This is a genomic window from Micropruina sp. (assembly GCF_027492755.1).
Lineage (GTDB): Bacteria > Actinomycetota > Actinomycetes > Propionibacteriales > Propionibacteriaceae > Micropruina.
Map to the genome: position 1 here is coordinate 1 of NZ_JAPUED010000204.1, position 22,217 is coordinate 22,217.

22 protein-coding genes are annotated in these 22,217 nt (G+C 69.0%); 15 read left to right on the plus strand and 7 right to left on the minus strand.

Annotated elements, in window-relative coordinates:
• The 10 genes from Q0066_RS14025 to Q0066_RS14070 form a co-directional block, all read left to right on the plus strand.
• The coding region (locus Q0066_RS14025; RefSeq protein WP_298133939.1) for an NUDIX domain-containing protein at positions 1-652 on the plus strand (652 nt) is incomplete at its 5' end.
• 110 nt (positions 653-762) lie between these two features.
• The gene (locus Q0066_RS14030) at positions 763-1,380 is read left to right on the plus strand and encodes an SAF domain-containing protein (RefSeq protein WP_298133941.1); all 618 of its coding nucleotides are present in this window, start codon (positions 763-765) and stop codon (positions 1,378-1,380) included.
• The gene (locus Q0066_RS14035; RefSeq protein ID WP_298133943.1) at positions 1,380-2,147 is read left to right on the plus strand and encodes a hypothetical protein; all 768 of its coding nucleotides are present in this window, start codon (positions 1,380-1,382) and stop codon (positions 2,145-2,147) included. Before Q0066_RS14030 ends, Q0066_RS14035 begins: the two co-directional genes overlap by 1 nt.
• On the plus strand, positions 2,144-3,607 hold the full coding sequence (locus Q0066_RS14040) for a CpaF/VirB11 family protein (RefSeq protein ID WP_298133945.1): 1,464 nt from the start codon (positions 2,144-2,146) through the stop codon (positions 3,605-3,607). The genes Q0066_RS14035 and Q0066_RS14040 overlap by 4 nt, the downstream gene beginning before the upstream one ends.
• Positions 3,604-4,458 (plus strand): type II secretion system F family protein, encoded by an 855-nt coding sequence (locus Q0066_RS14045; RefSeq protein WP_298133947.1) that lies wholly within the window; start codon positions 3,604-3,606, stop codon positions 4,456-4,458. The genes Q0066_RS14040 and Q0066_RS14045 overlap by 4 nt, the downstream gene beginning before the upstream one ends.
• A complete protein-coding gene (locus Q0066_RS14050; RefSeq protein WP_298133949.1) occupies positions 4,455-5,333 on the plus strand; it encodes a hypothetical protein in 879 nt (292 codons plus the stop codon). Before Q0066_RS14045 ends, Q0066_RS14050 begins: the two co-directional genes overlap by 4 nt.
• Before the next feature lie 24 nt (positions 5,334-5,357).
• Complete coding sequence (locus Q0066_RS14055) at positions 5,358-5,534, plus strand: hypothetical protein (RefSeq protein WP_298133951.1); 177 nt, start codon at positions 5,358-5,360, stop codon at positions 5,532-5,534.
• A complete protein-coding gene (locus tag Q0066_RS14060) occupies positions 5,531-5,890 on the plus strand; it encodes a TadE/TadG family type IV pilus assembly protein (protein WP_298133953.1) in 360 nt (119 codons plus the stop codon). Before Q0066_RS14055 ends, Q0066_RS14060 begins: the two co-directional genes overlap by 4 nt.
• Positions 5,887-6,327 (plus strand): TadE/TadG family type IV pilus assembly protein, encoded by a 441-nt coding sequence (locus tag Q0066_RS14065; protein WP_298133955.1) that lies wholly within the window; start codon positions 5,887-5,889, stop codon positions 6,325-6,327. The genes Q0066_RS14060 and Q0066_RS14065 overlap by 4 nt, the downstream gene beginning before the upstream one ends.
• Position 6,328: 1 nt before the next feature.
• Positions 6,329-9,163, plus strand: a complete 2,835-nt coding sequence (locus Q0066_RS14070; RefSeq protein ID WP_298133957.1) for a LysM peptidoglycan-binding domain-containing protein — start codon at positions 6,329-6,331, stop codon at positions 9,161-9,163.
• Between the two features lie 95 nt (positions 9,164-9,258).
• Here Q0066_RS14070 and Q0066_RS14075 read toward each other — a convergent pair whose 3' ends face one another.
• Together Q0066_RS14075 and Q0066_RS14080 are read right to left on the minus strand one after the other, a co-directional pair.
• A complete protein-coding gene (locus Q0066_RS14075; protein ID WP_298133958.1) occupies positions 9,259-10,230 on the minus strand; it encodes an endo-beta-N-acetylglucosaminidase H in 972 nt (323 codons plus the stop codon).
• Between the two features lie 160 nt (positions 10,231-10,390).
• Positions 10,391-10,861: an isoprenylcysteine carboxylmethyltransferase family protein gene (locus Q0066_RS14080; protein ID WP_298133959.1), complete on the minus strand. Its 471-nt coding sequence runs from the start codon at positions 10,859-10,861 to the stop codon at positions 10,391-10,393.
• A gap of 92 nt (positions 10,862-10,953) precedes the next feature.
• On the opposite strand from Q0066_RS14080, the gene pdxH reads away from it, so the two are divergent.
• Entirely contained in the window at positions 10,954-11,589 is a 636-nt protein-coding gene (gene pdxH / locus Q0066_RS14085) for a pyridoxamine 5'-phosphate oxidase (protein ID WP_298133960.1), read from the plus strand.
• 70 nt (positions 11,590-11,659) lie between these two features.
• Here pdxH and Q0066_RS14090 read toward each other — a convergent pair whose 3' ends face one another.
• The 3 genes from Q0066_RS14090 to Q0066_RS14100 form a co-directional block, all read right to left on the minus strand.
• Entirely contained in the window at positions 11,660-12,538 is an 879-nt protein-coding gene (locus Q0066_RS14090; protein WP_298133961.1) for a universal stress protein, read from the minus strand.
• A complete protein-coding gene (locus Q0066_RS14095) occupies positions 12,535-14,010 on the minus strand; it encodes an amino acid permease (RefSeq protein ID WP_298133962.1) in 1,476 nt (491 codons plus the stop codon). Before Q0066_RS14095 ends, Q0066_RS14090 begins: the two co-directional genes overlap by 4 nt.
• A gap of 206 nt (positions 14,011-14,216) precedes the next feature.
• Positions 14,217-16,028, minus strand: a complete 1,812-nt coding sequence (locus Q0066_RS14100) for an alpha-amylase family glycosyl hydrolase (RefSeq protein ID WP_298133964.1) — start codon at positions 16,026-16,028, stop codon at positions 14,217-14,219.
• 82 nt (positions 16,029-16,110) lie between these two features.
• On the opposite strand from Q0066_RS14100, the gene Q0066_RS14105 reads away from it, so the two are divergent.
• Both Q0066_RS14105 and Q0066_RS14110 read left to right on the plus strand, forming a co-directional pair.
• Entirely contained in the window at positions 16,111-16,770 is a 660-nt protein-coding gene (locus tag Q0066_RS14105; protein ID WP_298133966.1) for a hypothetical protein, read from the plus strand.
• Positions 16,770-18,215 carry a serine/threonine-protein kinase gene (locus tag Q0066_RS14110; RefSeq protein WP_298133968.1) on the plus strand — a complete coding sequence of 482 codons (1,446 nt, stop codon included), beginning with the start codon at positions 16,770-16,772 and terminating at the stop codon, positions 18,213-18,215. The genes Q0066_RS14105 and Q0066_RS14110 overlap by 1 nt, the downstream gene beginning before the upstream one ends.
• Positions 18,216-18,219: 4 nt before the next feature.
• Here Q0066_RS14110 and Q0066_RS14115 read toward each other — a convergent pair whose 3' ends face one another.
• Entirely contained in the window at positions 18,220-19,554 is a 1,335-nt protein-coding gene (locus Q0066_RS14115) for a dipeptidase (protein WP_298133970.1), read from the minus strand.
• 127 nt (positions 19,555-19,681) lie between these two features.
• Between Q0066_RS14115 and Q0066_RS14120 the strand changes: the two genes are divergently transcribed.
• Both Q0066_RS14120 and Q0066_RS14125 read left to right on the plus strand, forming a co-directional pair.
• The gene (locus tag Q0066_RS14120) at positions 19,682-20,059 is read left to right on the plus strand and encodes a hypothetical protein (RefSeq protein WP_298133972.1); all 378 of its coding nucleotides are present in this window, start codon (positions 19,682-19,684) and stop codon (positions 20,057-20,059) included.
• 99 nt (positions 20,060-20,158) lie between these two features.
• Positions 20,159-21,520: an acetamidase/formamidase family protein gene (locus Q0066_RS14125; protein WP_298133973.1), complete on the plus strand. Its 1,362-nt coding sequence runs from the start codon at positions 20,159-20,161 to the stop codon at positions 21,518-21,520.
• 7 nt (positions 21,521-21,527) lie between these two features.
• Here Q0066_RS14125 and Q0066_RS14130 read toward each other — a convergent pair whose 3' ends face one another.
• Entirely contained in the window at positions 21,528-22,172 is a 645-nt protein-coding gene (locus Q0066_RS14130; RefSeq protein ID WP_298133974.1) for a TetR/AcrR family transcriptional regulator, read from the minus strand.
• Positions 22,173-22,217 lie beyond the last annotated feature (45 nt).

Sequence of the window (22,217 nt, forward strand, 5' to 3'; positions counted from 1 at the left end):
GGTAGATCTCGTCGTCCTGACATTGATCGACGCGCGGCTCCATGTGCTGCTGACCAGCCGTGAGTCGGAGCTCTTCGCCGGCCTGCCGGCACTGCCGGGCGGATGGGTGCACCCTGACGAGAACCTGGACGACGCGGCGATGCGCGAGCTGTCCGAGGAGACCGGGTTGGCGCGGTTGCGCACCCACCAGGAGCAACTCCGCAGCTACGGAGAAGTGAGCCGTGACTCGCGTGGCCGGGTGTTCTCCGTCGCCTATCTGGTGCTCGCCCCCGGAGCGCCCGACCCGGCACCGGACAGCGCAGCCGGACGAGGGTGGACGCCGGTCGACGAAGCGCTGGGCCTGCGACTGGCCCGCGACCACAACCGAATCCTGGCCGACGGGTTGGACCGGGCCCGGGCCAAGCTCGAATACACCTCGCTGGCGACCGTGTTCTGTCCCGCCGAGTTCACCGTCGCGGAGTTGCGCGGCGTCTACGAGGCGGTCTGGGAACGGTCGCTCGATCCGCGCAACTTCCACCGCAAGATGACCGGGACACCCGGCCTGCTGGTCGAGTGCGGACGTCTTCGACAAGAGGGCCCCGGACGTCCGGCGGCGCTGTATCGGGCGGGACGGACGCGAGTGCTCAACCCGCCGTTCGTCCGCGAACCCTGAGACCGTGACTGTTTCCTAGTTATCCACAGATTCCGTGAGACCGCTGGGCATCCTCGGCCTGCGCACTTACTCTCGTCGGCACCAGTACGACCATCATGAGGTACCCGACGATGACCGAAACGAGCGTTTCTCCGGCCACCGCCACTATCAGGCCCCGACGCAATCTGCGCTGGATCCTGATCGGGGTCCTCGCCATCTGCCTGGGCGGATTGGGGTCGGCGGTCCTCTACACGAGCGTGGCCGACGCCACCTCGGTGCTGAAGGCCAATCGCACCATCCATCGCGGTGAGTTGATCGGGCCGACCGACCTGGGACCGGTGAGCCTCGGCAGCCACCTCGGCGTCGAGACGGTGCCGGCGGAGCGGGCCGCTGAGTTGATCGGCAAGACCGCGCTGCTCGACTTGTCCGACGGGGCGCTGGTCACCCCCGCCTCCATCGGGGAACCCGAGGTGGTGCCGGGCTTCTCGCGGCTCGGTCTCAAGCTGGCCCCAGGTCAGGTGCCGGTTTCGGCACTACCGGCGGGAACCTCCGTGGTCTTGGTGCCGATCACCACGGGCAACGACGGCAAGTCGGCCGGGTCGGCCTATCGAGCCACCATCGCGGTCGCGCCGGCAAGCCTGGCCGACGGCAGCACGTCGTTGGAGGTGATGGTCGCCGACGCCGACAGCGACGAAGTCGCCCGGCTCGCGGCCGCCGGACGACTCGTCGTGGTGAAGCGGGCACTCTGATGTCCATCGTGGTGCTGACCTCGGCGGGCAATGCGCCGGGCGTGACCACGACGGCTCTCGGGCTCGCCTTGACCTGGCCGCGTCCGGTGCTGCTGGTGGACGCCGACCGCACCCCCACCCAGGCCGTCCTTGCTGGCTATCTGCGCGGTGAACACCCTGGCCAGCGCGGTTTCGGCCGGTTGCTGCAGGCCGCTCGCGAACGGCGTCCGATGGCGGAGATGCTCGACGGCGAAACCATCGAACTGCCGCCGCTGCTCGAGACCGACACCCCGGCCAGGTTCCTGCAGGGCTTCCCGCATCCGGGTGTGGTCGGGCTGTTCGGTTCGGCCTGGCCGGAACTGATGGCGGCTCTCGCCGAATGGCCGGGCGACGTCCTGATCGACGCCGGACGGGTGGGTGCCGAGGGCCTGCCAGTTCCGCTCACCCAACGGGCCGACCTGGTGCTGATGGTGACCGGGACGTCGCTGGTCGCGTTGGCGGGGCTGCGTCTCTACCTCGGGGGAGTGCGCGACGCCGCCGGCGAGACGGCGCTGCTGCTGGTCGGCAGCGGACGGCCCTACGGCCGGGCCGAGGTGCAGGGCCAGTTCGCGATCACGATCGCGGGCGAGGTGACCCACGCGCCGGCGCAGGCCGCGGTCCTCAGCGACGGCGCACCGCGTCCGCGGCGGTTCGCCGACTCGGCCTACGTGCGCAGCCTGCGCCAGGCCGCCGGCTCGATCGCCGGCCGGCTGGAGGCGTCCCGTGAGCTGATCGGAACCCGCCGATGACGAAGCTGACCACGATTCCGCTGTGGCAGAACCTGCCCTTCGAAACCACGGTGCCCGCCGAGCGGCTGCCCGGACGGCGCCCGCGCAGTGCCGAGTCGCCCGATTGGGAGGACACCTGCCCCAGTTCGGCGCCGTCCGAAACGCCGGCCGGGCTCGACTGGAGCCTGGTGGTGGTGTTGCGCCGGAAGGCGTCCGAACTGATCACCCGCGAACTCGCCGAGTACGCCGACGAGCACGGCACCGCGATGCCCGACGTGGACCGCCGGTTGCTCGGGCGGTCCCTGGTCCGCCAAGTGGTGCGCGATCACGCCGAGGATCTGTCGGCCAATGGGCAGGCACTGTGGCCGATCTCGCTGGAACACGCCTACGCCGAGGGTGTCGAGAACGCCATCTTCGGCTACGGACGGCTGCAGCCGCTGTTCGAGATTCCCGGCGCGGAGAACATCGAGATCCACGGCCACGACTCGGTGATGGTGCAGTTCGGTGACGGACACCGTGAGCAGCGATCGCCGGTGGCCGATTCGGACCAGGAGTTGGTCGAGGCCATCCGTTTCCTGGGTGAGTCGGTGTCGCCGGCCCGGCCGTTCGACGATGCACACCCGACCATGACCCTGGCGTTGGGGGACCGTTTCCGGCTGCACGCGATCGGCTTCGGACTGTCCTATCGGCCGTCGATCACGATCCGGCAGCACATCCTCACCGACGTGTCGCTGAAGGACCTGGTGGCCACCGGCATGCTGCCCGACGAGGTGGGCCGACTGCTGCATTCGGCGGTGATGGCACGCAAATCGATCGTGGTTTCCGGCGATCAGGGCGCCGGCAAAACCACGTTGTTGCGGGCGTTGATCGAGGCGATCCCCGAGAACGAGCGGTTCGGAACACTCGAGACCGACTACGAGCTACTCACCCATCTGCGGCCGAACCGGCGCAACATGGTGGCCCTACAGGCCAAGGTGGGGCTGGGGGAACATCAAGACGGACGCCGGCTCGGCGAGTACACGGTGGCCGATCTGATTCCCGAGGCGCTGCGGCAGAACCTGTCCCGGCTGATCGTCGGCGAGGTGCGCGGCTCAGAGGCCGGCGCGATGTTTGAGGCGATGCAGTCCGGAGCGGGAACTTTGAGTACCACCCACTCGCATTCGGCGGCGTCCACGATGGACCGGCTGGCCTCCCGGGTTGCCCAGGGCGGCGTGCTGAGCGTCGACGAGGCCTACCGTCAGATCGCGCACCACATCCATCTCCTTGTCTATGTGCGGCTGACCGACGACACCTGGCGTGGCGGCCGCCGCACCCGCCTGGTCGCCGAGATTCGGCAGCTCACCGGCGGCATCGAGGCCGGACGTCCGGTCACCCAGCTGGTCTATGCCGCGCCGACCGCCACGTCTCCTGCGGTGTTCCACCCAGAGCCGGTGTTCGCTGCGGAACTGGCCGAGTTCGACGAGGCCTGGGATCGGTCATGAGCGCGGTGTTGGCCGGTCTGCTCGGTGCCCTCCTGATCGGCGGGGTGGTGGTGGTCGTCGTCGGAGTGCGGCGGCGTCCGGTGGAGCCGGTGCGCAGCGGCAGATTCGGCGGCTCGCTGAGCGATCGACTGCTTCCGCTGTTGCGCGCGTACGGGCTACGACTGGCCATCGGGGCGATCGCCGGCATCGGGTTCGCCGTAGTCACCGGCATGTCGGTGATGGTGCTCGTGGTCCCGATCGCGGTGGTCGGCCTGCCGATTCTGCTGAGCGCGCCCCCGAATCGCGACATCGAGATGCTGGAGGCGCTCGATCGCTGGGTGCGTGGCCTGGCAGCGACCATTCCGACCGGGCGTTCGATCACGGACGCCATCCGGGTGTCCGTGCGCAACGCCCCGGCAGTGCTCTCCGCGCCGCTGGCGCTGCTGGTGGCCCGGCTCGACGAACGCTGGACGGCACCCGAGGCGCTGCGGGCGATGGCCGACGAGTTGGACTCGGTCGATGCCGACGCAGTGCTGGCTGCGCTCGCCCTGGCCGCCGAACGGGGTGGCACCGGTGCGACCGCCACCCTGCACGCGCTCGCCGATTCCATCCAGGACCGGCTCAAGGCACAACGCGAGATCGAGACCGAGCGCGCGAAACCGCGCATCGTCGTGCGGCAGGTGACGGTGGTGACAGTGCTCGCGCTCGCGGCGGCGCTACTGTTCGGCCGCGAGTTCTTCGCGCCCTACTCGACGCCGACCGGGCAGATCATCTTGGTGTCGCTGCTCGCGCTGTACGTGGCATCGCTGCTGATGCTGCGCCGAATGACGATGCCACGCCGCCGCGACCGGATCCTACGGAGCCTTCGATGACCGGGCTGTGGGTGGCGATCGGTTCCGGGGTCTTGCTCGCCGCCGGACTCTGGGCTCTGGCGGGCTACTTCGTGCCGGCACATCCGCGGTTGGCCGACACCCTGCGCGTGCTCGACGGACGGGTGGAGCCCCAGCCGTCATCCCCTGTCGATGGCCCGGATCGGCTGGGTGCCTGGGTGCGCCGCCGCATTCCGGGACCACTCGACGGCCGGATCGGTCGCCAGCTTCAGCTTCGCGGCATCGGGCTCGACAGGTTCTACACCTACAAGGCGCTCTCGGCGCTGGCCGGGTTCGCCCTGCCCACCCTGGTCGGTGTTGTTCTGCTGCTGACCAGTGGTGACTCGCTGATCTTCCCGCTGATCGTCGCCGTGCTACTGGGGTTGATCGGGTTCTTCCTCCCCGACATCGTGATCGGACGCCGCGCGGTAGCCACCGCGTCCGACGCGACCGAGGCGCTGCTCACCTTCTTCGACCTGGTCACCCTGGAGCGGCTGGCGAACTCGAGCGCTACCCAGTCCTTGCATGCCGCAGCCGCGGTGTCTGATCAGGCGGTCTTCATGGCCATCCGGGACTCGCTGCAGCGTTCCCGGCTTGAACAGCGAGCGCCGTTCAACGAGTTGAAGCGCCTGGGTGGCGAACTCGACTTGCCGGCGCTGTGTGACGTCGCCGACGTGATGAAGCTCGACGACTCGGGTGCTTCGCTGTCCGACGCGCTGCGGGCACGGGTCAAGGAGTTGCGCGACGCGCACCTGACCAAGGCGAAGGTTGAGGCCTCGGCCATCTCAGAGCGGATGACCTTCCTGATGGTCATCCCCAGCCTGATCTTCGGGCTGTTGTTCCTGGTTCCACCCCTGCTCAGGTTGCTGAGCACATGACTTCCACCATGAAGGAGTACCACCATGTCCATCCTGCACACCCTGATCGGGTTCCTGCTCAGCCCGCCGCGACGCGACGAGAAGGGCCTGTCCCAATCCACCGAGAACGTGCTGCTGCTGGCCGGAGCGGTCGGCGTTGCGGCGGCGATCGTCCTGGTGGTGAAGGCGTTCGTGGAAAAGAACCTGGGTCCGCTGAAATGAGTGAGCGCGGGGTCGCGGAGTCCACCCAGTGGGCGCTGCTGATCCCCGTGCTGATGCTGGTGGTGCTCGGCACCATCCAGGCCGGAGTCTGGCTGCACGGACGCAATGTGGCGTCCCAGGCGGCGTCCGCGGTGGCCGAGCAGGTCGCCTGGGGACGCGGTTCCGACGCCGAGGCGTCCGCGATGGGCCGCCGGATCGGCGCGGCCGGCGGGCTGACCGGAGTCGACGTCCGGGTGGAGCGACAGGCACGCAACGTCCGGGTGGTGGTGACCGCACACGCGCCGCTGATCTTCGATCTCGGTCTGGGCAACGTCACCGAGCATGCGGTGATGCCGTTGGAACGGGTCGGCCCATGAGTTCAGACCCACGCACGGCGAGCGGCGAACGAGGTGCCGCAGCCCTGGAATTCGTCCTGATCGTGCCCGCGCTCGGCCTGCTGATCTCGATGATGATCGGCTCCGCCCGGATCTGGCAGGCACACACGATCGTGGAGCAGATCGCCGGGACGGCCTCACGGGCCGCCTCGATGGCGCGGACGCCGTCCGAGGCGCGGGCGGCGGCTGACGACATCGTGCGTTATCAGGCCGCTACCCGTGGGTTGAGCTGTTCGTCATTGCGGGTCGACACCGACCTGACCGGCTTCCAGATCCCGGTCGGGCAGCCGGCCAGGGTGAGCAGCCAGGTCGCCTGCACCGTGCCGCTGTCCGACCTGATCGTTCCCGGCTGGCCGGGTAGCTGGACGGTGACCGCCGAGGCCGACTCGGTGCTGGATCGCTATCGAAGGAGAGGCTGAGATGACTCGCTTGCGTGCCGTGGCCGCTGCGTTGTTGCTGCTGACGATCGTCGGCGGTGTGCCGGTAGCCCTGTGGCTCTGGGGGGTATCGCCGCTCCGCCTCGCTGACCTGGCGCGTCCCGACGATGGTTCGGCGGTGCTGGCCGGCCTCACCGTCGCCGGTTGGTTGGCCTGGGCGGCCTTCGTGCTCTCCGTGCTGGCAGAGGCCGTCAACCTCATCGGACGCCGGTCGTCGCCGCTCCGCATCCCGCTGCTGGGAGGGTTCCAGTCACTGGTGGGCGCACTGGTGGTCGCGGTGTTGTCCGCCACCGCCGCGCCGGCCATGGCTGCCGTCCCTGCGGTCCAACCGACCGGTACGAAGACGGCGGTGGGTCTGCCCGCCGAAGAGGACGACTCGAGGGATGTCGTCGACGAGACGACGAGCTATCGGGTGCGTCCCGGCGATGATCTGTGGAGCGTGGCCGAGCAGCTGCTGGGCCAGGGCAGCCGGTGGCGGCTGCTGGCCGACGCGAATCCCGCTCTGCTGGCGAACCCGACCGTCGACCTGACCCCCGGGGTCCGGCTGGTGGTGCCTGAGCTGCCGGACGAGCCGGACGTCGCGGCACCGGAAACCGGAGCACGCCGGGCGCTCGCGAGACCCGAACAGCGGCGAGCGGCGTCCCCGCTGACGGTCGTGGTGAAGCGCGGCGACACGTTGAGCGGGCTTGCCGAGGAGCATCTGGGAGCGGCCGCCAAGTGGCCACGGATCTTCCGGGCCAACAAGGATCGGATCAAGGATCCGGACGCGATCGACGTCGGTTGGCAGCTGGTGATCCCGGCAAGAGCGGCTGCGGCACCCGAACCCGGCCGGCATCGTCCGGTACGGAAACAGAACCGCCTCCCACAAGGCCAATCGATTCCACAGACGCAGCAGCCCGGCGAGCCCACAGCGCCCGCGCCGGAGGCGCAGCCAACTCCTGATGGCACCCCCCAGACCTCGGCGGCCACCGCGTCCGGGTCCGGCTGGTCGCTCGTCGGCGGGTTGTCCGGTGCGGCGGCGGCGATGATTCTCGTCGGGCTGGGTCTGAACCGGCTCGATCAGCTGCGGGCGCGTCCGCTGGGTCGGCGGATCAACCATCCGCCGGTGGATCTGCGACGCTACGAGACCGCGCTGGGCCGACGCGAACGACCGGACACGACAGCCCTGTTGGAGACGGCACTGCGCGCACTCGGAGCCTGGGCGCACGCGGCCGGCCGGCCGTTGCCGCGACTCGCGGTGGCCCGCATCGACGGCGGCGGGGTGAGTTTCGAGTGGGAGACCGAGCCGGCCTTCGATCCGCCGTCCGGCTTCCGCCGCGTGGCGGGCTGCTGGCGGCTGACCAACGCCGCCGCCGACAAGCTGCCCGCTTCGGCGCACCCGGTGCCCTTCCCCGCGCTGATCACGGTCGGCCGGGAGTCCGATGGCAATTGGCTGATGATCGACCTGGAAGCGCGGTCGCCGCTGGCGCTGGACGGGCCACGGAACCTGCGGCACGCGGCGGCCGCCGCGATGGCAGTGGAGCTGTCCTGTTCGCCCTGGGCCTCGGAACTCAGCCTGACGGTGGTCGGAGGCGACGAGATGTTCGTCCGAGCAGCCTGCCCCGAACTGGTCCGGTTCTACGCCGAACCCGACGAGGCTCTCGACGGCCTAGCGGCCTTGGTCGCGGAGCGGGCCGCCGACGACTCGCCGACGGCGCTGCTGCGCGTCGATCCGGAACGGGCCGAGGCCGGTGCCGCGCAGATCGTCATCGTCGCCGATGAGCCGAGCGAAGCCGTCCGGGCCCGTCTCGACGAGATCGTCGGCGATGCCGATCTGGGGGTGGCCGGCGTGGTCGCCGGAACGGGTGAGTCGGCGCTGGTGCTGACCGGTAGCGACGATGAGCCCGGCGCCCGGCTCGACCCGGAGCGCTGCGAGCTTCGCCCGCACCTGATCCCGGCGCACACCCGGGCGGCGATCGGCACGATCTTCGCGGCCACCGAGCAGCCAGCCGGGAAAGCGCCCTGGTGGTCGGAGGCGGACAACGTCCGAGCCCTGGTGCCGCGACGGGATTCCGTCCGGATCGGCGAGGCAGCGCCCGAACTGATCGAACATCCCTATCTGAAGCTGATCGGGCCGATCGAACTGCTGGGTGCGGCCGGAGAAGCACCCGCGCGTTCCCGCCGGCAGTGCGAGGAATACTGCGCGTGGCTGCTGGAGAACCCGCGGAGTACCGCGACCCGGATGACCACCGAACTCGTGGTGGCCGAGAGCACCCGGCGGTCGAATATGTCGCGGCTGCGTTCCTGGCTGGGTTCGGACGCCACAGGTGCGCCCTACCTGCCCGAGGCGTACTCCGGTCGGATCGAACTGCATCCCGGTGTCGAGTCGGACTGGCAGCGGGTGCAGGTGCTGACCGCGCCCGGCCTGAACCGGCTGGGCCCGGAGGTGCTGGTCAACGTGTTGGAGTACGTCCGTGGCGCGCCGCTGGCCGACGCCGCACCGGGGCAATGGCGTTGGGCGGAGGAGTTGCGCACCGATATGGCGTCACTGCTGCGGGACGCCGGTGTGCTGCTCACCCGTTGGGCGCTGGAACACAGCGATCTGGACGTCGCCCGCTGGGCTGCCGGACGGGCGCTGTTAGTAGCACCCGAGGACGAGTTGCTGCTGGTCGAGCGGATCAACACCGAGGTGTTGGCCGGCAACACCGTCGAGGTGCAACGTCTGGTGCGCTGGGTCACCGGCCAGGCCCGCGCACTCGGCGTCGACCTGGCTCCCGAAACGGTGAATGCCTGCCAGCGGGCGATGGAGGGCCGGACGAGGCCCCGCGCCGCCCGCTGACTCGCTGGTTGAGCTCGTCGCTTGGGTTGAGCTTGTCGCTTGGGTTGAGCTTGTCGAAACCCCCCGGGTCGCGACAAGCTCAACCAACGAAACGGCTAGCGCTGAGGCCGGTAGACCGTGCTCTTGCCCTTCAGCGCCCGGGTGATGCCGGACAGGTACGCCGAATGGTCCTGATCGGTCAGGTTGTAGGTGACGTAGACGCCGAACCGCTCCCGCACGGTGCGCTGCGCCATCTCCACCGCCAGCGCGCTGTCGGTGGTGGTCAGGTCCACCGCGGCCGCGCCCAGCTGCCGCTGCTTCAGGCCCGGAATCTGCGGCGGCTGCCACGAGCCGTAGTACGGGTTGTAGGCGTAGTCGAGTAGCCAGCCCGCCTTGAATCCGCGATAGACCGTCCGCTCACCCGAGGGGCCGATGTTGTAGAAGGTGATCAGCTTGTCCTTGCCGAGCCGGTGCCGCAGCGCCTTGATGAAATAGACGAACGAGTAGTCGTTGGGTTGCCCGGTGCCGTTGACGCCGTACTCCGACCATTCGTCGTCGAGGTCGATGCCGTCCAGGCGGTACTTCTTCACCGCAGCGGCGACCTCGGCGGCGAAGGCGTCTGCGGCCTGGTAGGTGGGGAAGTTCGCGAAGCCCGCACCCTGGTGGTTGCCCAGAATCGACAGCAGCACCTTGGTGCCCTTGGCCTGCACCGGCCGGATCTGCGTCTTGGCGTTCTCCAACGTCTCGGTGACCCGCTCATTGAGATGCAGGTACGCCTTCTTCTTGTCGACGTCGTAATTGATGTTGGCCGCGAAGATCATCGCCATGTCGAACGCCGGGCGCTTGCTGTTCTTCAGCGAATAGTCGGCGACGTTGCGGAAGTCGTAGTTGTTGACCTCGACGTACACCACCGTCTTCGGGTCGGCGTGGCGATGGCCGTGGTGGCCGCCGCGATGATGACCGCCGCCGCCTCCCGCGGCGGCTGGTTGGGCGGCGAGGCCGGCGACCATCAACGCGCCGGCCGCGGTGACGGCGGCGGCCCTGGTGAGCGTGCGGGTGAGCCGTCCGATGCGGCTTGGATAGGACATGAGTGACCCTCTCCGTTGGGGGATACGAGTTGGCCGACCGAAATGAGGGGTGCGGTCCCGAGCACTATAACGATTGAGTGAGCAGAGCGGAAGAGGTGCGGGGTCGCGGCAAGCTTGACCAACTTGGTCGGGATCCCGACCAACTCGGCCGGCGATGGGCCTAGAACCAGCGCGGCACCCGGGCCCGGTACGCCTCGTAGTCCGCACCGAACAGCCGGGTCAGGGCGTGCTCCTCGGCGGTGATCTGCGGTTGCAGGGTGAGCACCAGCCCGGGCAGCGCGACCAGGGTGCGCAGCCGTCCCTGCCAGATCGCGTGGGCGAGCAGGACGAGCAGGATGGCGCAGTACATCGGGTTGCGTGTGTAGGCGTAGAGGCCGTCGGTGACCAGCGTCGTGGCATCGTCGGGACGATGCGGCTTCATGGTGGTGCCCACCCGGCCGAAGCCGCGCAGCGCCGCGACGCTGAGAGTCAGCGCCGCCGCTCCGACCGTGGCGGCGATGAGGGTCTGACCGGGGAACCGGCGGCGTCCACCGGCCTGGGCGGCCAGCCCGGCTTGAGCGCCCAGCCACAGCAACTCCCACACCGGCGGAATGATCCGCGGGACGGCCGGCCCGTCGTCTGCGCTGTCCATCGCCGCCTCCTCCGAGTTGAGCTGCGAATGGCCCTAGCATCCGCCTCGCGGTGAGCACCGGCAAGACCTCGCGGCGGTCGTAGGCTCGGGGCATGGATCCCTCCGCGATGCGGGTCAGCTATCAGCGCGACAGCCTGGACGAGGCCCGCGCCGCCGACCGACCGCTGGCACAGTTCACCGCCTGGTTCGACGAGGCGGTCGCCGCCGGAGTCACCGAGCCCAATGCGATGACACTGGCCACGGTCGGGCCGGACGGACGGCCGTCCACCCGGATCGTGCTGATGAAGGGCTTCGACGCCCACGGGGTGGTGTTCTACACCAACTACCGCTCACGCAAGGCGCGCGAGTTGGAGGCGCACCCGTTCGTGGCGCTGCAGTTCCACTGGGTCGAGTTGGAACGGGTGGTGCGCATCGAGGGTCGCGCCGAGCGGACCACCCCGGCCGAATCGGACGCCTACTTCGCCAGCCGTCCGGTCGGCTCCCGGATCGGCGCCTGGGCCTCACCGCAGAGCGAGGTGATCGCGAACCGGGAGGTCTTGGTGAGCAACGCCGACGCGGCGTCCGCCCGCTACGGGGAGAATCCGCCGCGGCCCGAGCACTGGGGCGGCTACCGGGTGCTGCCCGAGGTCTGGGAGTTCTGGCAGGGCCGGACGTCGCGGCTGCACGACCGGCTGCGCTACCGACTCGCCCCGAACGGCGACTGGGTCAGGGAGCGCTTGGCTCCCTGACCCAGGGCATCTGTTCAGGGTCTCGACAAGCTCGACCAGCGAAGGTCTCGACAGGCTCGACCGGCGGTTGTCAGGGAACGACGATCACCGGCACCGGGGAGTTCCGGACGATCTTCGCGCCACCGGAGCCGAGGAACACGTTGGCCAGCTTGTGGGTCCGGGACGATCCGACCACCAGCACGTCGCCCTCGGTCCAGTCGACGCCGGCCAGGGCGTCGGCCCAGGTGGTGCCGCGGGCCAGGTCGACGCTCGCGTTGATCCCGTCGTGCTTGTACAGGTGCTCGAGTGCCTCGACCTGCGCGCCCTTGACCTGCTCGACCAGCTTGGCGAAGACCAGGTCCTCGTCGTTGCGGACGGCGGAGGTGACCATCGTCCGATGCTTCAGCGCAACGGTCAGCAACCGCAACTCGGCACCGACCCGCTTGCAGATGTCGGCGACATCGTCGAGCAGCTTCCAGGTGACATCGTCATCGCGGAAGGCCAGCGTGACCCGGTTGATCTTGGATCCGGCGGGGGGACGATAGCCGCGCGGAGCCAGGGCGACCGGCACCGTCGACGAGTGCAGCAGCCGGTCGGTCTTCGAGCTGACCGCGATCCGGCCGTCGGCGCCGTTGGTGCCGGAGCCGACCACGATCAGGGTCGCACCGAGCTCTTCGGCCTGCTCCATGATTGCTGCGGGCACCGACCGGCCCGTCACCCAGGTCGCTTCGGCGGTGATGCCCGGCTCATCGGCCAGTAGCCTCATCGCTTCCTTGGCGCTCGCCTCACCTTCCTCGGCGGCCCAGGTTTCGAACTCGCCGTCCGTGGCGCTGCCGGCTGAGGTCTCCCACCCGCGCGGCACCACGGTGAGCGCATGCACCGTGTCCGCCTCCGACCGGGCGAACTGACAGGCCAGGGCCAGTGCGCCCGAGTCGTCGGTCGGTGGTCGGTAGCTGACCAGGTATGTCATTCGTCGTCCTTACCCTTTGGCTCGGCAATCTCTTCCAGGGACTTATAGGTGTTCAGCGTCGCGTGGCGGCGTCCGTAGAACCAGTAGTACGCCCACACGACGATCATCCAACCACCAAAGATCGCCCAGGTGACCGCGGCCAGTCCGGACAAGACGTACACGCAGGCGATGACGGTCAGGATCGGCACCACCGGGTAGAGCGGCACCTTGAACGGGCGCTCCAGATCGGGGTGGGTGCGGCGCAGCACCATGATCGAGATGGCGACCACCGTGAACGCCATCAGGGTGCCGATGGAGACGGTGTCCCACAGGTAGTCGGCGGGGACGAAGCCGGAGACGATCGCGACCAGGACGGAGACGAAGACCGTGTTGTAGGTCGGGGTCATCGTCTTCTGGTTGACCTGAAGGAACTTCTTCGGGATGAGACCGTCGCGGCCGACGGCGAACAGGATTCGGGTCTGGCCGTACAGGGTGACCAGGGTCACCGAGAAGATCGAGATGACCGCGCCGGCGGCCAGGATCGTCGACCAGATCTGGTTGCCGGTGACGTCGGCCAGGATCTTGGCCAGACCCGCTTCGCCGGCGGCCTCGGTGGAGAAGAACTCGACCGGCTTGGCGGCGATACCGGCCGCGGCGACCATGATGTAGATGACGGTGACGATCAATAGCGCGCCGATGATGGCCCGTGGCAGCGCCTTCTGCGGGTTCTTCACCTCCTCACCGGCGGTCGCGACAGCGTCCAAGCCGATGAAACTGAAGAAGATCGTGCCGGCCGCGGCACTGATCCCGGCGGCCTGGGCGAAGAAGTTCGAGAAATGGTCGGCGTTGAAGGCGCTGAAACCGATGATGGTGAACAGCACCAGCACACCGAGCTTGATCAGCACCATGATCGCGTTGACGGTCGCTGACTCGGACGCCCCGCGCAGCAGCAGCAACATGCACAGCAGGATCAGGATCATGGCGGGCAGGTTGACGATGCCGCCGGTCGCCGCGCCGTCCACACCGGGCACGAACGAGATGGACAGGGCTCGGGGCAGGGTGAATCCGAAAAGGCTGTGCAGCAACTCGTTGAAGTAGCCGCTCCAACCGACCGCGACGGCGGAGACCGCGACGCCGTACTCCAGCAGCACACAGCCGGCGATCAGCACCGCCGCACCCTCGCCGAGGGCGTGGTAGGTGTAGGAGTACGTCGACCCGCTGACCGGAATCGCGGACGCCATCTCGGCGTAACACAACGCCGAAAGGCCCGCGGCCGCGGCGGCGATGATGAACGAGATGATGACGGCGGCGCCCGCCTTCGGGATCGCTTCGCTCAACACGAAAAAGATGCCGGTGCCGACAGTGGCACCGACACCGAACATCATCAACTGGAACGTGCCCATGTTGCGGGCGAGTTCCTCGCCCTTGTGGTGCATATGTTGAAAAACGATCGGCTTCCGGCGCCGCAGCTGCTCACCGATGGGCACACTCATCTTGTCTCCCGAGAAATTTTTGTCCGACAGGGACGTGGGGGACAAGCTAGCGGCTGTTACCCGCGCTGGGAACCACTTGGGCGGGTTTCTCTCATCACCACAGTGTTACGATTTCTCGCCTTCGTGTGGTTCTACGGCCAAAATGATGGTGAATTCGGCTGTTCGCAGGCTCAACCACCGGTGGAGCGTCCGAGAGGTGGCGACGGCTAGTCGCGGCTGTAGACCAGCAGGCTGTACGGCGCGATGGCCAGCGCGGCATGGGCCGGCATGCCGTCGTAGTCGCCGGCGACCGCCTCCAGATCGAAGGAATCGAAGTCGCCGAAATCGTCGGAGTAGATCGTCGCGTCGCTGTTGAACCGCAGGCGCCACACTCCCGGCGACGGCATGCCGATGGTGTAGTTCCCCCGTGGCTGCGAGCCGAGGTTGACCACCACGACGACATCGTCGCGAGCACCGTGGTCCCACCAGCGCTGGAACGCGATCATGTTGTTGTCGTCGTGGGCATGGAGGATCCGCAGCCCCGACCCCATCAGGCCCTTGGTGGTGCCGGCCAGATTGCGGCGCAGCGCGATCAGGTCGCGGTACAGCCGGACGATGCCGTGATACTCGGCGTCGAGGCTCCAGTCCAGGCCGACGTCGTCGCGGAACCAGCCACCCTGCAGGAACTCCTGGCCCTGGAAGATCATCGGAATGCCCGGTGCGGTGAACACCAGCCCGGCGCCCAGCGTCGATCGCTTCTGCGCCCAGTAGCCCTCCGGGTCGGCGGGGTCGATCTCTTGAGGAACCCGGGCCCGGCCGTTGGCCACCTCGTCGTGCGACTCGGTGTAGATCACCCGCGCGTAGGTGTCGCCGTAGTTGTTGGCGATGGCGCCGGTCACCGCCGGAACCGAGCGGTAGGCGTCGTCGGCAACGATGATCGCGGCGCGCACCGGATGCACGAAATCGGCCTCCCACTGGGCGTGATAGGCCGCGCCGTCGGGCCCGGTGCTGGTCACCGCGGGGTCGCGGTGCAGGTCTTCGGCGATGGTGATCGCGTCGGGGAACTCCTGCCGGACGGCGCGGTTGACCCAGCTCTGCAGACTCCAGCCGTCGGGCAGGTCGAAGTCGGCATCGGCATCGACCGAACGCATGTAGGGGGTCATGTCGAAGCGCAGGCCGTCGACGTGGTAGTCGCGCAGCCACATGAACGCGTTGTCGCGGATGAACTGACGAACCTCGCCCCGGCCGTAGTCGGGACGGGTGTCGCCCCACGGCGTGTTGGAGCGCCAGTCGTTGTAGAAGTAGATGCCGCCCTTGCCGTTCTCGGACCAGCCGTCGAACTGCCACAGGTCGAGGTCGGACGGGCCGAAGTGGTTGTAGACGACGTCCATGATCACCGCGAGACCGGCCTTGTGCGCCTCGCGGATCAGAGTCTTCAGGGCGTCCGGGCCGCCGTAAGCGCTTTCCACGGCGAAGATGTGCGCCGGGTTGTAGCCCCAGGAGAAGTCGCCGGCGAACTCCGCCGACGGCATCAACTGCAGCGCGCTGACCCCCAGCCGCCGGAAGTGGTCGAGGTTGGCCCGGACCTCGTCGAACTTGCCGACCTGCCCGGGCTCGGCGGGGGCGAACGAGCCGACGTGCAACTCGTAGATCACCAGATCGTTGTGTGGCGGGCAGACGAACGCGTCGCCCTGCCAGTCGAATGCGGCATGGTCGTAGACCACCCCGTTGCCGACCGAGTTGGTGACCTGGAATGCGTACGGGTCGATCCGGTCCAGCTCGTGGTCGGCATTGACGATCCGGTACTTGAAGTCGGCCCCGGGACGTACACCCGGCGCGAACGTGTACCAGTACCCGTTGCCCTCTGACGTCAATGGATCCGCGTCGCCCGACCAGTCGTTGAAATCGCCCCGGACGGCGACGGAATCGGCATGCGGCGCCCACACCCGGAAGCCGACCCCGTCCGCGGTGACGATCGCACCCATCCCGGCCAACGGCTCAGCCGGTGGAGTGCTGCTGGTGGGTGCGGAGGCGTCCATGGCAGACAACGTACCGGTGAGGGCTGACAGTCTCGGCGAGGCCGCGAAGGCGCCTGGTGCGCCGCCACCTATCTTTGGAGGCATGGCCTTTTTGTTGCGCGCGTTGAGTGTGGCCGGCGCCGCCCTGGTACTGACCGCCTGCGCCACCACTCCGCCGCCCGCGGTGACCGTCGCGCCGTCGGCCGGCCCGGTCAGCACCGACGCCGCGACACCCACCCCGTCCGGCTCGGTCTCGCCGGTGCCCAGCACAGACGCGTCGGTTCCCGCCGACTCGGTGGTGCTCGGGCCGAAGGGCGTCTCCGGCGCCGACTTCGGTGCCGCCGAGGCACAGGTGGTGGCGCTGCTCACCGACAAGGCCGGCAAGGCCGACGAGTCCTACACCGGGCCGGTGTGCGAGCTCGACGACGCCACCCCCTACGGTCGGCAGCTGCAGTACGGCCAGACCAGGTTCCTGTTCCAGAGCAAGGCCAAGGGCAGCAAAGCCTCGCCGCGCACCTTCACCGGTTGGGTGAGCGATCTGGACGCCCCACTGAACAAATCGCTGAAGCTCGCCGACGGCTATCCGGCGAACCCGAGCTTCGCCGCGCTCAAGACGGCCTTCCCGGCCGGGAAACAGAGCACCATCCACCTCGGTGACTCGTCGGTGCACGTGTTCCGCACGCCCGAGGGCATCTGGTACCGCGGTTACACCAAGAAGGCCCCGGACGCCGTGGGCGCCGGCCCGATGGGCACCTGCGAATAGTGGCGGGACAGTTGCTGGCGGGGCGCTACCGCCTGGAGAACGAGATCGGTGCCGGAGGCATGGGACGGGTGTGGCGAGCCCGTGACGTCCGGCTGGACCGTGAGGTGGCGGTCAAAACCGTCGACCTGGCGCGGGTCAGCGACCCTTCCATCGCCGGCCGCTTCCAACGCGAGATCGTGCTCACCGCCAAGCTGACCAGTCCGCACACCGTCACCGTGTTCGACGGCGGCGTCGACGGCGGCACCGCCTACCTGGTGATGGAACTGCTGCACGGCGAGTCGCTGGCCGACACCATCGCTCGCAGCGGGCCGCTGAGCCTGGCCCAGACCCTGGACGTCGCCCGGCAGGTCACCCTCGGACTGTCCGCCGCGCACGCGATCGGCCTGGTGCATCGCGACATCAAGCCGGCCAACGTGATGCGCAGCGGCGGGCGGGTGAAACTGCTCGACTTCGGCATCGCGCAGCTGACCGGGCAGGCCGATCCGCACCTGACGGCACCGTCGATGACCATCGGCACCGCGGCCTACATGTCGCCCGAGCAGGCCTCAGGTCGCCCGGTCGATGCCTCCACCGACCTGTACGCGCTGGGCTGCCTGATCATGACCATGATGACCGGACGCCCGCCGTTCGACGGCGACCAGGCCGTCATGGTGGCGTCCAGCCAGATCAATGAGGTGCCGCCGCGGCTGCTGAGTCGGCGTCCGGATGCTCCGCAGGCCCTGGACGCCCTGGTCGGCCGGCTGCTGGCCAAGAACCCGGCCGAGCGCCCCGACACCGAGGCGGTACTGCGGGCACTGGACCAGATCGCCGCCGACCCCAACGCCCGGACGGCTCCGCTGCCGATGCCACCGGCGGCGCCGCCGACGACCGCATCGGTGCCGCGACCGGTCGCGGCACCCTCGGGAGCGCCCCCGCAGGCAACCCGTCCCTACACCCAGGTGAACGCGCCGTCGCCGGCCGCCGCCCGCGCCATCGAGGCACTCCAGCCCCCCGGCTCGTGGTGGATCGCCGGCGTCCTGGTCGGCCTGATGGCGGCGATCCTGGCCGGCAGCATCGCGGCGAACCTGACCGGGCTGGCCACCGCGCAGTTGTTCAGCGGCCAGCCGAGCCGGTCGGCGACCACGTCGGCGAAGCCGTCGTCCAGCCCGTCGAAGCGCACCAGCCCGACGGCCAAGACGACGCCCACCGCGCCCGATCCTGGCAAGGTGGTCGGCCTGGCGGCGGCGCTGGAGGGCGTCCGCTTTGCGTTGAATGCACTGCCCGACAGCGACGCCAAGACCGAGCTGCTCGACGACTGGAAGCTGGCCAGCGCGCGGATCGCGGCCGGCCAGACTCCCAAAGTGACCCTGTCCGCCTTCAAAAAGTCAGTCCGGAACTCGGAGCTCGGGGTCCTCGAACGCCAAGCGGTGCTGGCCGCGACAGGGCTGGTCGGTCAGCTGCTCTAGCCGGTCAGCCGGCCTCACCAGCCAGCCGGGCCAGCAGCAGCGCTTCGGCCTTGCAGGCCTTGGCGAAGTCGCCCAGATGCAGCGACTCGTCGATGCCGTGCATCCGCGAATCGGGGTCGCACACCGCCGTGACCACGATCTCGGCGGCCGGGAAGGCCTGCTGGAAGTCGGCCACCATCGGAATCGAGCCGCCCTGCCCGGTGAACACCGGCTCAACGCCCCATGCCTCGACGAACGCCGCCCGGGCCGCGTCGGCGAACGGGCCCTGGAACGGCACGGTGGTGCCGGAACCCTTGGTTCCATCGCTGACCCGCACCCGGGCACCCCAGGGCGCGTGCTGCTGCAGATGTGTGGTCAGCGCGGCCAGTGCCTGACCGGGGTCGGCGTCCGGGGCGATCCGTACGCTCACCTTGGCCCGCGCCGACGGCGCCAGCGTGTTCGAGGCGTCGGCGACGCTGGTGGCGTCGATGCCGATCACGGTGGCGGTCGGCTTGGTCCACAGCCGTCCGGCGATCGGGCCCTCGCCGAGCAGCCGGACGCCGTCGAGCGCCCCGCTCTCGGCGCGCAGCCGGCTCTCCGGGTAGTCCAGCTCAGGGTCGGGCATCGCGCTCAGCCCCTCGATCGCGACGTTGCCGTCGGCGTCGTGCAGGGTGGCCAGCAGCCGGCACAGCGCGGTCAACGCGTCGGGGACGGCGCCGCCGTACTGCCCGGAATGCAGCGCATGATCGAGGGTGGACACCTCGACGACGCAGTCGACCAGGCCACGCAGCGTGGTGGTGAACGCGGGTTCGCCGACATTCCAGTTGCCGGAGTCGGCGATCACGTAGGCGTCGGCGGCGAGCAGGTCACGATGCCGCTCGAGGATCGTGGCCAGCGATGCTGACCCGATCTCTTCCTCACCCTCGACGAACAGTGTGACGCCCACCGGCGGTTTGCCGCCGAAAGCCCGCAACGCGGCCAGGTGCACCATCACACCTGCCTTGTCGTCGGCCACGCCGCGGCCGAAGAGCCGTCCGTCGGCCTCGCGTACCGCGAACGGATCGGACGTCCACAGCGCGACGTCGCCGGTGGGTTGCACGTCGTGATGCGCGTACAGACAGACCGTCGGAGCGCCGACCGGACCGGGGAAGCGGGCGATCACCGCCGGCTGCCCGCCCTCGGTGACGATCCGGACGTCGTCGCAACCGAGCGCCCGGATCTGCGCCACGACCCACTCGGCGCTCTGCTGCACGTAGCCGGCATGGGTCGGCAGGGCGCTCACCGACGGGATCGCCACCAGGGCGGCCAAGTCGTCGACAACGGAAGGGAGGACGGCGTCCACGGCGTCACTGACATTCATGGCGGCACCCTACTCGGCATCCCTGACAGTTCCCGGAGTCACCCGGTGGGAGGTTGAACGCCGCTCATGGGCGCGTCAGGCTGGACGCTCACACGTCACCACCAGTGCGCACTCAGGAGCAACAGCCATGCCCAGCAACACCCGCATCACCCCGAACAAGGTCGGCAAGGTCGCGACCAAGGTGGCCACCGAAGCCGCCTACGTCATCACCGGGCTGGCCGACATCGTCGCCGGCACCGTCCAGGACGTCGTCAAGCAGAGCAGGCAGGGTTATACCGACCGTCGCGCCGCCGGGGATCGTCCGGTCGCCGACTACGCGCGGCAGGTGCCGCAGCAGATGAAGGGTTTCGTCGACGAGATCAAGGAGGCCTACGTCGGGCTCTCCGCCCGTGGCCGCACGGTCTTCGCCGACGGCTTCTCCTCGACCGCACACCGGCCGGCCCGTGCTGCGGACGAGGCTCCCGGCGAGACGACGCAGGACTACCAGCAGCCGCCGACCAACTGACCCCGGCCGCGGTAACCGGTCCGCAATCGTCCCGCAACGGCCGCGTCAGACGGGCTCATTACTTTCGTGATCGTCCACCGACGAGCGAAGGAGCCGGCCATGACCACCACCGATCCACACCAGGCGATCGATCCAGTCCGAGCCGCAGCGGTCATCAAGTCCGGGGTCGGCCGCCGCGGTCTACTGCTGGCCGCCGCCGCGATGGGAGCGGGTTCGAGCCTCGCCGCCGCGTCCGTCACCCCGGCCGCCGCTCACTCACGTTCCCGCGGCGACTTCTACGAGGGTGTGTTGCAGCCGGGTAAAGGGCGCATCCGAGGCGACCACTACCTGCCCTCGCGCACGCCCGATGTGCTGTGGGGATACGTACCGACGGTGCATGCGACGCCGGTGCTGTCGATGCGGTCCGGGCGGACGGTGACCATCGATTCGGTCTCGCACGAGGGAATTCTCGAGGACCAGGGCCGTGATCCGGTGTCCTGGCTCGGCGGCCACGGCGTGCGGAAGCGCGACGTGCTCACCGACGCCATCGACATTGCCGCCCACTACCGGCGGACGGCTCGGAACTTCGATGTCGACGGTCCGCATGTCGTGACCGGACCGATCCGGGTCGAGGGCGCCAAGCCGGGCGACGTGCTCAAGGTGGAGACTCTCGACCTGCGGGCCCGGGTTCCCTACGGCGTGGTTTCCAGCCGGCACGGCAAGGGCGCACTGGCGATCACGGCGGCCGGGACCGCTCCGGCCGGCATCACCATCGACGAGGTGATGCCGCCGCACGACACCGACAACCGTGCCTCCGGCATCCCCACCGAGTATCACAACGTGTCCGTGTTCACCGCGGTGCAGGGCGGCCATGGGGTGATGAGGTCCGGACGGCGTGCGCTGCGGTTCCCACTCAATCCCTTCTTCGGCATGCTCGGCGTCGCGTTCTCGGAGGCGTCCGGGCTCACCGACGCGAGCGCGAACTCGATTCCGCCGACGCTCGGCGGCGGCAATATCGACATTCGGCATCTGGGTGCGGGCTCCACCTTCTACTTGCCGGTGTTCGCCGACGGCGCGCTGTTCTATGTCGGCGACCCGCACCACGCGATGGGCGACGGTGAGGTGGCGCTGACCGCGATGGAGGGGTCGCTGCGCGGCACCTTCCGGCTCACGGTGTGCAAGAAGGGTTCTGGAGACGCGCCCTCGGTGGCGTTCCGCTACCCGTTCGCCGAGACGTCCGATGCCTGGATCCCGATCGGACTGTCCGATCCGGACGGCAGCGTGGGCGGCCAGGGCAGTGACCTGAACATCGCCATGCGCCGCGCCGTGGTGAACGCCCTCGACTTCCTGGAGCACGACAAGGGACTCAGCCGCGCAGTGGCCTACGCCTACCTGTCGGCCGCCGCCAACTTCTCGGTCACCCAGGTAGTCGATCGGACGACGGGGGTGCACGGATTGATCCGCAAGTCGGACCTGCGCTGACCCGGCGTCAGCGCGGCAGTTCGCGCAGCCCGTCCACCAGGGCATCAGCCAGCCAGCGCTGGTAGTCGTCCGCACTCCAGCCGCAGCGCCGGACGAGGCGATCGGCGATCTCCGGCGAGGTGAGCGTCCAGATCAGATCGACGGCTCGTTCGAGGTCCATGCCGCCGAGACCGAAGCGCTGCTGAATGTGCCGCACCACGCCGGTGTTGCCGAATCGGCGCTCGCGGTCGATGGTGGCCAGGAAGGCCCTGAGTTCGGCGTCCGACCCGGCTCCCTCGGCGAGCACCACCCCGAGCAGCGGCCCGGTGCGCGCCACCAGCATCCGGGCGAACGCCGCGTAGGCGCGCAGCGTCTCCGGGGCGTTGTCGCGGGTGCGGACGTGGATCATCTCGGGCCGGTCGTTCATCGCGATCGGCTCGTCGTCGCCGGCCAGCAGCGTGTCGTAGACGGCCTTCAGCACCTCGGCCTTGCCGCCGAAGGTGTTGTAGATGGTCTGTGGGCTGACCCGGGCTGCGCGTGCCAGGGCCGCGATGGTGGTGCCGTGGTAGCCGACCTGCAGGAACCGGTCACGGGCCGCTGCCAACACCTTCGCCCGGGTCAGTCGCGCGGCCTCCGCGCGGCGCGAATTGTCGTAGCCACGTGTTGACATCATCTCCCATTCGCTGGATTCTTATTCCACTGGAATATCGTTCCAGTC

Coding starts and splice junctions, on each gene's coding strand:
- Q0066_RS14070 (WP_298133957.1), top strand. CDS start 6,329: ATGACTCGCTTGCGTGCCGTGGCCGCTGCGTTGTTGCTGCTGACGATC.
- Q0066_RS14115 (WP_298133970.1), bottom strand. CDS start 19,554: ATGAATGTCAGTGACGCCGTGGACGCCGTCCTCCCTTCCGTTGTCGAC.
- Q0066_RS14055 (WP_298133951.1), top strand. CDS start 5,358: ATGTCCATCCTGCACACCCTGATCGGGTTCCTGCTCAGCCCGCCGCGA.
- Q0066_RS14030 (WP_298133941.1), top strand. CDS start 763: ATGACCGAAACGAGCGTTTCTCCGGCCACCGCCACTATCAGGCCCCGA.
- Q0066_RS14095 (WP_298133962.1), bottom strand. CDS start 14,010: ATGAGTGTGCCCATCGGTGAGCAGCTGCGGCGCCGGAAGCCGATCGTT.
- Q0066_RS14040 (WP_298133945.1), top strand. CDS start 2,144: ATGACGAAGCTGACCACGATTCCGCTGTGGCAGAACCTGCCCTTCGAA.
- Q0066_RS14075 (WP_298133958.1), bottom strand. CDS start 10,230: ATGTCCTATCCAAGCCGCATCGGACGGCTCACCCGCACGCTCACCAGG.
- Q0066_RS14105 (WP_298133966.1), top strand. CDS start 16,111: ATGGCCTTTTTGTTGCGCGCGTTGAGTGTGGCCGGCGCCGCCCTGGTA.
- Q0066_RS14100 (WP_298133964.1), bottom strand. CDS start 16,028: ATGGACGCCTCCGCACCCACCAGCAGCACTCCACCGGCTGAGCCGTTG.
- Q0066_RS14065 (WP_298133955.1), top strand. CDS start 5,887: ATGAGTTCAGACCCACGCACGGCGAGCGGCGAACGAGGTGCCGCAGCC.
- Q0066_RS14120 (WP_298133972.1), top strand. CDS start 19,682: ATGCCCAGCAACACCCGCATCACCCCGAACAAGGTCGGCAAGGTCGCG.
- Q0066_RS14060 (WP_298133953.1), top strand. CDS start 5,531: ATGAGTGAGCGCGGGGTCGCGGAGTCCACCCAGTGGGCGCTGCTGATC.
- pdxH (WP_298133960.1), top strand. CDS start 10,954: ATGGATCCCTCCGCGATGCGGGTCAGCTATCAGCGCGACAGCCTGGAC.
- Q0066_RS14045 (WP_298133947.1), top strand. CDS start 3,604: ATGAGCGCGGTGTTGGCCGGTCTGCTCGGTGCCCTCCTGATCGGCGGG.
- Q0066_RS14080 (WP_298133959.1), bottom strand. CDS start 10,861: ATGGACAGCGCAGACGACGGGCCGGCCGTCCCGCGGATCATTCCGCCG.
- Q0066_RS14130 (WP_298133974.1), bottom strand. CDS start 22,172: ATGATGTCAACACGTGGCTACGACAATTCGCGCCGCGCGGAGGCCGCG.
- Q0066_RS14050 (WP_298133949.1), top strand. CDS start 4,455: ATGACCGGGCTGTGGGTGGCGATCGGTTCCGGGGTCTTGCTCGCCGCC.
- Q0066_RS14125 (WP_298133973.1), top strand. CDS start 20,159: ATGACCACCACCGATCCACACCAGGCGATCGATCCAGTCCGAGCCGCA.
- Q0066_RS14090 (WP_298133961.1), bottom strand. CDS start 12,538: ATGACATACCTGGTCAGCTACCGACCACCGACCGACGACTCGGGCGCA.
- Q0066_RS14035 (WP_298133943.1), top strand. CDS start 1,380: ATGTCCATCGTGGTGCTGACCTCGGCGGGCAATGCGCCGGGCGTGACC.